Below are 12,725 nucleotides of genomic sequence, written 5' to 3' on the forward strand. Positions count from 1 at the left end.
GCGCGGCGGCGGGCCGCCGGTCAGTCGCCCGACCTGGGCACCTTCAGCGCGTCCCACGTGACCTTGCCCGGGATGCCGTCCGCGTCCTTGCCCTTGAAGCCCCGCTTCTGCTGCCAGGCCGCGTACGACTTGCGGTCGGCCTCGGTCCAGTCGGGGCTGGGGCCGCTCTCGTAGCGACCGCATCCCTCGGCGACGAGGCGGCGGCCCATGGCCGTGATGACGGCGGACTTCTGGCCGATGTGGAAGAAGCCACCGCCCGGGAAGGGCTCGTACGAGGGCTTGGGCGCGGGCTTCGGGTCGGGGGCGGGCTTGCCGCTGTCGCCCTTGCCGCGCAGCCGTTCGGCTATGCGCTTGCGCATGCCGTCCATCGTGAAGCCGCGCGGGTCCTGCTTGCCGGGCTGCCACTCCTTGTGGCCGATGACGGAGCGCTCGGTCCAGCCGTGGGCGCGGCAGATCGCGGCGGAGACCTTCTCGATGGCCTCCTTCTGGGCCTCGGGCCAGGGGTCCTTGCCGTTGCCGAGGTTGATGCACTCGAAGCCGTAGAAGTGGCGGTTACCGTCGGTGTCGGCCTCGTTGTCGGCGGGCAGCTTCGACTCGTTGATCACCGCGCGCAGGACGTCGCCGTCGCCGAGGCCCGCGTGGTTGGCGCGGCCGTTGCCGACGAGGTGGACCTGGCCCTTCTTGTCGATGACTCCGTGGCACAGGGGTCCGGGCAGGCCCGAGTAGCCGTCGTAGCAGATGTCGACGGAGGCGGCGGTGCCGGACGTGACGGTGTGGTGGATCATCACGCCGTTCATCGGACCCCAGGGGCCCTTCGAATTGCGGTTGTGGCGGCGCCAGTTGCGCACCTCGTGGACCGTGAGGCCCTCGGCGCGCAGGATCTCCACCAGCTTGGACGCGGTCAGGGGCTTCGCCATTACTTGTCTCCTTCCACGGCCGCCTCCGCCTCGGCGGTGGTCTGCGACCGCCCGCCGGAGGGGTCGGCCTCGGCCGCCTGTTCCTCCTGTCGCGCCCGGGTCTCCGCCGCGAGCGTCGCCTCGTCCGCCGCCGGAATACTGCTGGCGAGCGGGCCGAAGGCGAGCCTCAGATCCAGCGCCTCCCCCTCGCCCTTCACCAGGGCGAGCGGCGCGAAGTGGCGGGCGATACCGGCCGGGCCCTGGAGCAGCGGGCGGCGCGCCTGGTCCACCGGCCACTCCACGCTGCCCGTGGCCGTACGGGCGGGGACGATCCAGTGGTCGCCGGTGCGGTACGTGCCGCCCTTGGCGAAGTAGACCTCGACACCGTCCTCCAGAGGCAGCCACTCCCCCTCGGTCACCGGAACTGCCCCGCCGCGCAAGGTGGTTGACCGGCCCTTGCGCCTCGGGCCCTCGTGGTGGTCCCAGCGGCGCAGGAACGGGTGCAGGTGCGGCAGGCGTCCGACGCCCGGCTCCGGCTCGGCGGACAGGCGTACGCGGCGGCCGGGCAGGTCCAGTTCCTCGACCCTGAGCAGCGGAAGGGGTTCGAGGCGGGAGGCGTACGCGGTGTCGGTGAACTCCACCCGGTCGCCGACGTCCAGGTCCAGCTTGTCGTCGTGGCCGAGGGACGCCAACTGCACCCAGGTGCCGTCGAGTTCGTCGACCGGGAAGACCACGGAGCCGTTCTCGCGGGACCACTTGAAGGTGGCGCCCTCCTTCGGCCCGCCTCCCTTGGCCCCCTCGCCCGGCGCGCCGCCCTCGTGGACCTCCACGCGGTACAGCTGGTTCTCGGGGCCGCGGTAGCGGGAGTCCGGCTTGACCAGGCAGGGGTCCTCGTCGGCGTGGTCGGGCCGTTCGGCGCGGGCGGCGAGGCGGGCCGAGGGTGCGGCCTGCTTCTGCGCCCAGCGTGCGAAGGCCGCGCGGACGACCTCCTTGGACGGCTCGGGCTCCTCGGTCTCCAACTCGTCGAGGGCCAGCGGCAGGACCTGCCAGACGACCTTGGCGCGGGCGGCGGTGTCCGGCATGGCCGCGCCGAGAGCGACCTCGCGCAGGGCCGGGTCCTCGGCCGCGGTGACCGAGCGCTCCCACACCTGGAGGTAGACGACGAAGGGGGCCTGGGCGGGCGAGGGCAGCCGGTCGCCGGGCTTCTCCGGGTCGCGGTATCCGTCGGGCTGGTCCCAGTAGGTCCAGTACGCGTGCGGCTGCGCGGAGTCCTGCGCCTTCTCCTCCTCGTCGTCCTCGTCCGGTACGGGGACACCGGGGGCCGGGCGGTTCGCGTCACACAGGATGCCGTCGACGTAGTAGCGACCGCCGTGGATGTGCAGGGTGTCGATGTCGTGCTTGCCGCCGACGTACTCGATACGGAACCCGGCGGCGTCGCGCGGGCCGCCGTGCTGCCCGATCAGGTCGGCGGTGAGCGCGCGGGCCTGGTGGAGCTGGATCGCGGTCTGTTCGTTGGCGTCGGCGTCGAGCTGGACGCGGCCCTGCTGGGCGATGACCGCGGAGTAGTGCCGCTCCGGGCGGAACGTGGAGCGGGAGAGGTCTGCGTGCATGAAGGGGATCCCCCTGGTTCAGGAATTGCGTGCGGGTTCTGGGCTCGTCGAGTGCGCGGGGTCGAATGCGGGGTCAGGTCACGAAGAAGATCCCGGCGTCCGTCCCGGCGGGCGTGTACTCCGCGAGCCGTGCCCGCAGGCTGTCCTCGCGCTGCGGCCGGTACAGGTCGTGGAAGGCGCCGAGTTCGGCCCCGTCCTCCGCGCCGCGCCGGATCTCCTCGGCACAGCCGTCCGCCAACAGGCCGTACCAGGGCGTCCCGTAGCGCTGGGAGGTGAACAACGGCCGTACGCGGGAGGCCTGTTCGGGGCCCACCAGGTCCGGCTGGCAGCGGTGACGCCGTGGCGTACGGGACCCGGTGGGCACGTACGAGAAGCGGATGCAGCCGATGCCGCGCCGGGCGACGTGGAGGCGTCCGGTGAAGATCGAGTTCTCGGCGATGCGGACCGCGTGGGTGTGGATCTCGCCGATGACGGTCGTCCGGTGCAGGTGCAGGACGGCGTGGGCGTGCCGGCAATCGGGGGCCGAGAGGGCCTCGCGGTCGTCGGCGGTTGCGTCCAGGACGCTGTCGCGGAGGTGGATGTCGAGAGGTTCCTCGGAGACCTCGTCGCCGATGACCTCGATCGTGCCGAGGATGCTGTGCTCGACCTGGAGGCACGCGGTGGTGCGTTCCAGGACGATGCTCGGCTCCTCGGGCGAGTGCGGATCGCACTCCGGCTCCAGCGACCAGCCGGGCACGAGTGTCGAGTGGCGTACGACGACCGCGCCCATCTGGCCGGTGACGTTGATGCCGCGGCCCGCGACGAGCAGCCCGTCGAGCACGAACCGCGGTCGCTCGCCGGGGGCGCAATCCTCGGACACGGCACGGATGTTGAGGGCGTCGGGGCGGTTGCTGTACCAGTCGAGGAGACGGATCACCGGCCGGGTGCCCTCGGCCGCGCGCAGTTCCAGGCGGTCGCCCGGGTCGAGGTCGAAGTCCAACTGCTCCTGGTAGGCGCCGCTGTGCGTGATCTCGATGATGCCCTCGGGACCGCAGCGGCCGGCCCGGCGGTCGTTCTGCCAGGCGCGGTAGGCGTCCATGATCTGCCGGTACGTCTCGCCGGGGCCGACCCGGAACACGGTGGCGTCCGGACGTGGTTCGCGGTCGCGTACGTACTCGCCGCCGCCCATGTCGGCGCCGAACCCGTAGTGGTAGTCGACCCAGACGCCCTTGCGGGGCGCGGTGCGGGCGCCGAAGGCGATCCGGCCGAGTTGAGGGTCGACCGCGATCTGGCCGCGCTTGGGCCGGTAGCGCCAGTCGGACAGGTCGGCGACCACGATGTCGGAGGGCGGCACGGGCCGGTCCTCGCCGTCACGCCGGATCACGAAGCTCTTGCCGGGGCCGTAGTAGTCGGCGAGGCGGTCGTGAAGCTGGCGGCGGCGGATGAAGGCCGGCACGTTGTCGATGGCCGCGATGTGGGTGGGCGACGGCTCCGGGACCGGCTTGGTGACCAGCGGGGTGTCGTTGCCGAGGATCGAGAAGGTGTAGAGGTTGCGGGCCCGGTCGATGCAGTACGCCGGTGAGGACGTCAGCGAGTACGCCTTCAGCCGCCAGACGAAGAGTCCGACGCCGGCCGGGCTCCAACCCCCTTGCCGGTGGCGGGAGTCGGCCCTGCGGACGTCGACCGAGCGGGCCACCGCGCCGAAGGGGCCGCCCGCCAGGTCGAGTGCGGAGTTGTCCCTGAGGTCGGCCGTGCGGCCACGTGTGCCGCGCTCGGCGCCACCGGTGCCGTACAGCTTCACGGGCTGGTGGTGGGAGACGTGGCGGGAGAGTTCGACGGCGCGGGCGGGCCAGTCGGCCACCCGCTCGGAGAGTTCTTCGAGGAGGTGGAGGGTGCCCTTGCGGCGGCGGTTGGCGACGGTCGCGGCGACATCGCGGCGCGGGGCGACGGCCTCGGTGAGCGCGGCCGAACTCCCGCCCCGCAGACCGGTGGTGAGGACACGCTCGTAGCCGGGCAGGGTGCGGTAGCCGACGAGGTCACCGAGGTACGGCAGCACCCAGGGGGCCGCCGTCTCGACGAAGAGGTCCTCGTAGCCCTGCTCGACTCCATTGCGTACGAGGTCGAGTTGCTCGGCCATGACGGCGAGCAGGGCGCGCAGCGGTTCGCCCTCCTGGGCGTCGCGCAGCCGGTGCCACTGGGGCAGCAGCTCGGCGAGTCCGTCCGGTTCCCTGGCCATCACACGGCCTCCGTCTCGAACTGGACGTCCGCGGACATCGAGGACGTTGCCGCCGTCGTGGCCGGTCGCGGCGATCGCGGGCATCACTTGACCTCCGTCAGAATCAGGGTGTCCGCGGCCTTCGGCGACAGCAGTGCGAGCTGGGCCGGGCGGATGCCGCGGAAGACGTACACCGAACGGCCCTTCGCCAGGCGGCGGGTGTCGGTGATGTCGGGGTTCAGGCGCAGGAGTTCGGCGAGCGGGACGCCGTGGCGGGCGCAGATCGCCGACAGCGTCTCGCCGCCCTTCGCGCGCACGGTGTGGACCTTCTCGTCGTACGTGGCTCCGCGCGCCGGGACCGAGGCCTTCGGCAGGCCCGGGTTCGCGAGGAGCCCGGTGAGCTCCTCGGCGGTGGCTGAGGCGGGGACGCCGGTGAAGACGTCGACGTCCATGTAGTCGACGCCGGGCACCTGGTGGGCCGTGGCCAGGATGTCGGAGAGGCGGGCGGGCTGCCCCAACTCCCTTCCCTCGTAGCCGAGTCGGCGCAACAGGGCTTGGCGCAGACGGGGTTCGACGATCTGCCAGGTGTGGTCGGGCGTCACCTTCACCTTCGCGGCGACGAGGAGCGCGACGAGTTCGCGTACGTCGACGCGGACCGGGAGGTTCGGGTCGCCGTACTCGGTGAGCGCGCCGCGCAGGGCGCGCAGCAGGTCCGAGTCCTCGGCGATGGGCACGTCGTCCGTACCCGCGACCGTCACGTGCAGCACGCGCCGCCGTCCGTCGAAGAGTTCGCGTGCGGCGGCCCGGCCGATGCCGGCCCGGGAGCGGGCGAAGTCCTCGTAGTCGGTCTCGGAGACGAGGCGGTCGAGGGCCGAGACGGCCAGCGGGACCGTGCGCCTGGTCAGCCCGGGGCCGTCGGCGTCGGCGCCGCCCGTGGCGGAGCGCGGGTTGGTGACCGCGGTGACACCGAGGGGGCGGGTGAGTGCCTGGGTGATGCGGCCGGCCGCCACGTTGGCGGCCCTGCCCGTGCCGAAGCGGTAGCGGGCGTGGATGTTCTCGTGGCCGCTGGGCAGCCGGGCGCCGTGGACGCCGTCGCCGAAGGTCACGGTGGTGCGGCCGTCGGCGGTGGTCCCGGTGATGTAGACCCGCTCGCGCGGACCGCGCCCGGCGAGGCTGTCGACCTCGTGCCAGAGCACTCCGTCGACCCTCAACTCCAGGACGGGGGTGGCACCGAGGGGGTTGTCGTCGGCGAGCCAGGTCAGCGGGGACTGCCAGAGCGCGAACGTCTGGTTCGTGCGGTCGGAGTCGCCGCTGCCGATCGGCTCGTCCCGGCCCTCGCCGTGGGTCGCCTCGACCACGTTGCCGAGGATCCGCACACTCTCGCGCCGGTAGCGGTACGCAAGGTCCGCGGTGAGCGTCAGCCTCGTGTGGACGTGGTCGCCCGGAAGCTGGGGATCGACGGCCGGGTCGGCGGCGGCAATGGTGACGACCTCCGTGGCCTGCACGGCTGCCACGCCCGGGATGTCGCTGCGCTCGCCCGCGACGATCAGCGTGCGGCCCGGCCTCAACCCGTCGTACAGCTCGGCGAGTTCGATCTCGTTGCCGTGCACGTCCTCGCCCAGCGGCTCGTCGGCCAGGCGCAGCGGTTCGCCGTCCGCGTGCACGGTGGTGTCGCGAATGTGCGAGAGCAGGACGTCGAACTCGTCCAACCAAGGGTCGGCCAGGACGAGTTCGGTGCCGCGTCCGGTGATTCCGTAGTTGGTGTACGCGGCCGTCCGCGCGGCCACGACCTTCGTGGTGACGAACGCGAGCTTCTTGTCGCCCGGGACGCCGCCGTCAACTCCCTTGCTCGGCCGCTGGATCGCGACCCAGCTGCCGACCGTGATGCCGTCGTGCACCCGGTCCAGCTGCAGGACGCGGCGGTTGGTGGGCTCCGGCTTCGAGGCGATGACCACCTCCACGTTCGGCGCGGCGCTGCCCACGGTGTACGTGAGGCTCACCTCGTACTCGCCGTGCGTGAACCGCTCCGGGACGCCCGGCCGGAGGGCGACCTGCTCGGATGTGCCGTTGTGCACGCCCACGTGGACCAGGCCGTCGGCGTCCGGGCGGGACACGAAGAGCGTCCGGTTGGGCAGGCCCTCGCGGAGGACCGCGGTGACGCCGGGTTCCTGGGAGTCGGTGGGGCGCCGGTTGAGCCAGCTCAGTTCGCGGTCCTGGCCGGCGCGGGTGGACAGGTCCACCTCGCCCGCGCCGAGGCGGAAGGTGACCGGCACCGCGACCGGCAGGTTCTCCGCGCGCTGGTCCGAGCTGCTGCCCTCGACGTACTGGAACTCCGCCCGCACCGGGACCTTGCCCGCCGTGTCGAACACGACGCGCATGCTGACCAGGGCGGCACCGGTGAGGGGCCAGTCGGCGGTGCGGATGACCCGGCCCCGGTCGTCCTGGACCGGCTTGAGCGGGGCCATGGCTCCGAAGGGGGCCGTGGTCACGCGCATCGCCAGGAGTTCCCGCAGGAGCCCCGGGGTGCCGGGGGCGGCGGCCGTCCGCCAGGCCGGGTAGAGGCCGGTCAGGCCGGGGTTCAGGGCGGAGAGCAGCCGGGCCGTGTCCGCACCGGGACGGCGGGGCTGTTCGGCGCCGGTGGTCGGCGCCGGGGCCTTGCCTCGGAGGGCGGGGAGGACGGAGCCGAGGGCTTGGAGGGCGGCTTCGCGGGGGCCCAGGGGGGTTGGGGTGGCGGGGGCCGTCGGGCTCGGGGCGCCGAGAGTTGTCGGGCTCGGGGCAGCGGCTGATGCCGGGTCCTGGCCGATGGCTGCCGCAGGGCCCTGGTCGCCCGAGGCCGCCGTCGAGGCCTGCTCGCCCGAAGCCGTCGCCGCGCCCTGCTCGTCGCCCGTCGGCGGCACCGGCTGCGACGGCGCCAACTCCAGCGCCCGCTCAGCCAGTTCGGCTAGCACCGCCTCCAACTGCTCGTACCACGCCGCGACATCCTCGTACGGCGTCGCAAGAACCTGGGCCTCACCCAGGCGCGCCACGGGCTCGGCGAGGCGGGACGCGAGGCTCTCGGGGGTCTTGATCCCGTCCAGGTCGGTGCGCAGTGGGGCGAGGACCTGGTCGTCGAAGTCCTCGATCAGGCGGCTGACCGGGCGTGGGTTGGGGACCTCCGGAGTGGGCGGTTCGTCGCCGGGGTCGCCCGGCGCCTCGGGCTCTGAGGTCCACCGCCGTACCTCGTCGACGAGTTCCCGGAGAGTGGGCGGGGCCGACTGGGCCAGGCCGATCGCGGTGATCTCGTCGTCCCGGTCGATCCGCACCTTCGCGACGGGCAGCAACTGCGGTTCAGTGCCCGCCTGTTCGTTGAAGACGAAGAGCAACTGGTCGCCGGTCTGGAGGGAGTTGGCCGTTCCCTCGACGAAGAGCTCCGAGCGTCGCTCCAGGTCCGCCGGGGTGACGAGGGACGGGCGGCGGCGCCGGACCTTCAGCTCGTTCCAGTCCCAGCGGGCCGTCAGGTCGCGGCTCGTCTCGAAGGTCTGCGACTCCTCGTCGGCCGACGCGGGCACGCTGTGGCTCTGCGCCCCGCGCGGGATCACCACGGGCAGGGTCTCGGCGCGCGGGTCGCGTTCGAGGCTGTACGCGAGATGCGTGGAGGCGGCGACGCCGGGCCGCGGCCGGTGTCCGACCAGTCGGCCGAGCAGCGCGAGCGAGCGGTGCTCGTTGGCCGTCCGCAGATAGGCCTCGTCGGCGATCCGCTCGGAGTGGAAGGTGAGCAGGTCACCGAGGACGGCGGTGGCGTCGAGCAGGCCGATCGCCGGGTCGTCGGGGGTGCGGACCGTGAGCCCCTTCAGGGCCGGGTACGCGGGCGAGGCCAGCCGGTCGAGCTGGGCTGCCAGGAAGGATCCGTACTCGCCGACGCGGTAGTCGAGGGCCGTGCGGCCGGGCGGGTTGTGGAGCGGGGCGGGGGCGAGGCGCTCGTCGTGGCCGCCGCACGCGCCGCCGCAATCGCATGTACCGCCGCCGGGCAAGCCTTCGCCGCATGCGCCGCCACCGGACGCGCCGCCACCGGACGCGCCGTGGCCGCACGCGCCGCCGCAGGTGCAGTCGTCGCTCATCGGGCACCTCCGAGGGATATCGCAAGGCGGCCGTTCTCCGGCCGGTCGGGGTCGTTGTCGCAGGTGGCGACCTCCAGCGGGCCGAGCCGCAGCACGCCGTCCTCCCTTTCTCCTCGGTCCTCGTGGAACAGCCTTCGAAGCCTCGTGACGTGGACGCTCTCGACGCCGGGCACCGCCGCCGCGGCGGCGACCAGCCGGCTGAGCCGGACCGGTTCGCCGAAGGTCAGCGCGTCCGGGTGGAAGAAGCCGAGCCGCCCGCCCGGGAGGCGCCCGCTGCCGAGTACGCGGTACAGCTCGGCCAGGATCTGCCCGTGCTGGTGGCCGGGCTTCGCGCACACCTTCAGCTCGATGTCGAGCGGCACGAGCCGGGCGGGGCTGACGACGAGGTCGTGGCCGATGCGCCGGTACGCCTCCAGGGCCTGGGCCACCTCGGCGAGCAGCCCGTCCGAGGGGGCGCCGGTGCCGTACGGGTCCACGGCGATGTGGGCCTCCTGGACGCTGCCGGTCCAGCGGATCGCGGCGGCGGCGCGCTGCACCCCGGGCAGGGCGGAGGCGAGGGCCGCGTAGTCCTCGGCGGTGACGGCGCGCAGACGGGTGCGGCGCAGGTCGAGGGTGGCCAACTGGCGTACCTGCTCGACCGGTTCGGGCTCGGTGCCACCGACGGCGGGCAGTGGGTTGCGTACGCCGGCCACGGGCGGTTCCTCACGGTCGCCGCCGTCACTGTCATTGCACAGGACGAGGTGGTTGATGGCCTCCGCGCCGACGTTTCCGGCGGTGCCGCCGCCGAGCCGGTAGCGGAGTTCGAGGCGGGCGCCGGGGGTCGGACGGGGGCCGTGGCGGCCGTCGCCGAAGCGCAGGGCGAGGCGGCCGTCGTCCTCCAGTTCACCGACGAAGTGCCGGTCGCGGGGCGTGCTGTCGAGCAGGTCGCGGCGGGGCTCCCACACCACGTCACGGTCACGGTCACGGTCGCCGCCGCCGTCGCTGTCGCTGTCGTGGAGGCGTACGGCCGGGAGTGCCTGGCGTGGGTCATGGCGGAGCGCCGCCGAGGCGGGGCCACGCAGCACCAGCTCGTCCGGGTGCAGTCCGGCCGCGTACGCCGGTCCCCAACTGTGCGCGATCTCCCAGGCGATGTGACCGTCGAGGACCGTGCCCGCGCGGGCCCGTGCCGTGAGCACTTCGACGCGGCGCAGCTTGGCGTCGAGCAACTGGTCGCTGCGGAAGAGGAGTTCACGCAGGGCGCGGACGGGATGGAGGTGGAGTTCGAGGTGTTCCAGGGTCTTCAAGCCGTAGATCACGGTGAGTTCGGCGATCTCCTGCTCGCCGAGCCCGTCCCGGTCACGGGCGCTGCGCCACAGCTCGACGAGCCGCTGCCTGACCCGTCCGGGGATGGCGGCGATCCGCTCGGCCTGGCCGCCGGCGACGGTCCGCGGGTCCGGGAACGGCACGGTCTGCGCCACGGGCGAGCGGCCGAGGACCGGCCGGAAGCGGGGCGCGACACCGGGGTACACGGACTGGGCGAGCAGGGTCCTGAGGGCCGCGACCTGCGCGTACGCCGTGCCGGGCACCACCCGTTCCTGCCGCTGCCCGGCGAGTTCCAGGCCCAGACCGGCGCGTACGGTCGCGTTCTCACCGACGACGTCGAACAGCTCGCGGACGTCGTCCGGGGCGAGCGGGTCGCCGCATTCGGCCTTGTCCGTAAGGGAGTTGATGAGCCGGGCGGGTGCGTTGCCCTCGTCGCGGTCCCGGCAGCCGAAGGCGGGAGGGTCGCAGGAACCGACGACGGCGGGTACGGGCGGCACGGTCACCGTCTCCGGGAGGCCGTCGCCGCACCAGTTCAGGGAGCGGCCGTGGTCGACGAGGACGACGTTTCCGCGTGCGAGCGTCACGTCCTCGACGGGCTCGCAGTCACGTCCGCCGCGCGTGGCGAGGCAGAACGGGAAGCGCAGCGCGTCCCCAGCGGCCCAGGTGACCTCCAGGACCGGCTGGTCCTCGATGCGGTCGACGCCCGGGGTGACGGAGGTCAGGCGCACGACCTGCCGGTGGGCGGGGTCGGCGTCGCCCGGGGTGCCGGTGCGCGGTCCCTTCACTTCCTCCAGTACGAGCAAGTCACCTGGCTTCAGATCGAGTTGGCGCTCCTCGCACGTCTCGGCGTCGCGCCACTCGTCGCGCAGGGTCGCGGCGGTCGTGCCCTTCGGAAGGGAGGACACCTCGCCGCCCCAGGTCCACAGCCGGATCGCGTTGTGGGCGGCCCGCAGCTCCAACGGGTCGGCGGACACGACCGGTTCGAAGACCTCCACCGATCCGCGCTCGTCGAGTTCGGCGAGGTCACCGTCGTCGATGACCGTGCCGGGCTCCGGGCGGTCGTGCGGGTCGAGGGTGCGTACGTCGACGGAGGCGAAGCGGTACGTGCCCGGCGGCAGCGTGTGCTCGCCGGCGGTCTCGACGGCCACGTATGCACGGGAGTTGGCGCCGTCGTGCATCGCGTAGTCGATGAGCCGGACATGGCGGCGTACGGAGACCCGGCGGCGCGCGGTGTCGAGGTACGCCTCCGTGGCGACCGCGTCCTGCTGGTAGCTGATCTGGTCGCCGGTGTACGCGAGCAGTTCGACGAGTGTCGTGCCCAGGTCGGCGGGGTTCCGCTCGATCCAGTCGGGCGTGGTGAGCGCGAGCCGGTCGAGGAGCAGCTTGCGGATGGTCTCGTAGTCGCGCGCGGTGTAGTCGACGACGGGCGCCTCGGGGAACTCCCGTGTCCCGTTGGGCTCTTCGGCACAGTCGAAGGGCGTCGGGCAGTCGGGCCGGAAGGCGAAGGTCGCGCTGTGGTAGCGCTGGTCGAAGCCTCGGTACGGCTCGGTCCCGGGGCGTCCGTACGGGTCGGTCTCCACGAGGGAGAGCCGGTAGCGGGAGGTGTCGCCGGCCTTGTCGAGGGTGACGTAGAGCTGGTCGTCGAGTTCGGGGTCGTCCTCGCGCTCGACGCTCAGGTCGAGAGCCTCGATGCCGGTGATACGTCGGCCGCCGTCGATGCGTACGTTCTCGGCGCACAGGCCGTGCGGGGCCTTGCCGAGGAAGGTGACGGTGAGGGTGAGGCCGTCGTCGCCGACCTCGACCGCGTCAACTCCGTTGAGCTGGGCTGCTCTTACCTTCGCCCGCCGGGAGGTGGTGGTCGTACCCGTGCTCGTCATGCCGAGGGCCTCCCTTCGAAGACGTCGTCGCGGCGCGTTCCGGTGGAGCGCACGGCGTACGAGAGATGGACGCGGACGGCGTTGTCCTCGCTGACCACGTCGAGGTCCTCCACGTCGATGAGGTCGCCGAGCCAGCGCTGCAGGGAGGCCTGCACGGTGAGTTCGAGGGTGCTGGTGAGTTCGGGGCTGTTGGGCGCGAACACCAGGTCGAGGAGCCCGCAGCCGAAGTCGGGGCGCATGACGCGCTCGCCGGGGCTGGTGAACAGCACCTGCTCGATCAGGTCGCGGACGTGCTCGTCGTGGCGGGCGTGCGCGGTGCGGCCACGGCGGTCGGCCCGGAACGGGAACGCGATGTCGCTGCGGGGGCGGGTGCGTGGGCTCATCGGACGGCCACCCTTCGGCGCTCGGCCTGGACGACCGGCGGTCCCTGCGGCACGAACGCCGCGGTGAAGCACTCGGCCGCGGAGGTGTCGAGCAGCACGGACGCGCCGCCGACCGTGACGCCGGAGCCGTCGGCCGTCCAGCGGACGGAGACGCACGGGACGGGCATCCCGTCGACGGTGTGCGGGCAGCCGGTGACGACGTACCCGTGCTCGGCCGTGGCGACGGGCATGCCGTCCATGAGCACGGCGGAGGTTGATGTGGTGGCGGTGGTGGCGCGACCGCCGTGCGGGCAGCTGATCACGGCACCGGTGCCGAGCAGACCGCCGGATGACCCTGTTGCGCTGGACACTTGATTCGTCCCCCGT

7 protein-coding genes are annotated in these 12,725 nt (G+C 72.9%); all 7 read right to left on the reverse strand.

Annotation, left to right across the window (positions count from 1 at the left end; genetic code table 11):
• Nucleotides 1-20 precede the first annotated feature (20 nt).
• Nucleotides 21-917, reverse strand: a complete 897-nt coding sequence (locus ACN20J_RS11670; RefSeq protein WP_189840058.1) for a peptidoglycan-binding protein — start codon at nucleotides 915-917, stop codon at nucleotides 21-23.
• Nucleotides 917-2,506, reverse strand: coding sequence for a DUF6519 domain-containing protein (locus ACN20J_RS11675; protein ID WP_419665846.1), 1,590 nt, complete (start codon nucleotides 2,504-2,506; stop codon nucleotides 917-919). Before ACN20J_RS11675 ends, ACN20J_RS11670 begins: the two co-directional genes overlap by 1 nt.
• Nucleotides 2,507-2,579: 73 nt before the next feature.
• Nucleotides 2,580-4,721 (reverse strand): hypothetical protein, encoded by a 2,142-nt coding sequence (locus ACN20J_RS11680; protein ID WP_419668869.1) that lies wholly within the window; start codon nucleotides 4,719-4,721, stop codon nucleotides 2,580-2,582.
• 83 nt (nucleotides 4,722-4,804) lie between these two features.
• Nucleotides 4,805-8,797, reverse strand: a complete 3,993-nt coding sequence (locus ACN20J_RS11685; protein WP_419665847.1) for a putative baseplate assembly protein — start codon at nucleotides 8,795-8,797, stop codon at nucleotides 4,805-4,807.
• Nucleotides 8,794-11,976, reverse strand: coding sequence for a putative baseplate assembly protein (locus ACN20J_RS11690; RefSeq protein WP_419665848.1), 3,183 nt, complete (start codon nucleotides 11,974-11,976; stop codon nucleotides 8,794-8,796). The genes ACN20J_RS11685 and ACN20J_RS11690 overlap by 4 nt, the downstream gene beginning before the upstream one ends.
• The gene (locus ACN20J_RS11695; RefSeq protein ID WP_189840063.1) at nucleotides 11,973-12,359 is read right to left on the reverse strand and encodes a GPW/gp25 family protein; all 387 of its coding nucleotides are present in this window, start codon (nucleotides 12,357-12,359) and stop codon (nucleotides 11,973-11,975) included. The genes ACN20J_RS11690 and ACN20J_RS11695 overlap by 4 nt, the downstream gene beginning before the upstream one ends.
• Nucleotides 12,356-12,709: a hypothetical protein gene (locus ACN20J_RS11700; protein WP_189840064.1), complete on the reverse strand. Its 354-nt coding sequence runs from the start codon at nucleotides 12,707-12,709 to the stop codon at nucleotides 12,356-12,358. The genes ACN20J_RS11695 and ACN20J_RS11700 overlap by 4 nt, the downstream gene beginning before the upstream one ends.
• Nucleotides 12,710-12,725 lie beyond the last annotated feature (16 nt).

Source organism: Streptomyces sp. 2-1 (genome assembly GCF_048564895.1).
Classification (GTDB): Bacteria; Actinomycetota; Actinomycetes; order Streptomycetales; family Streptomycetaceae; genus Streptomyces; species Streptomyces phaeochromogenes.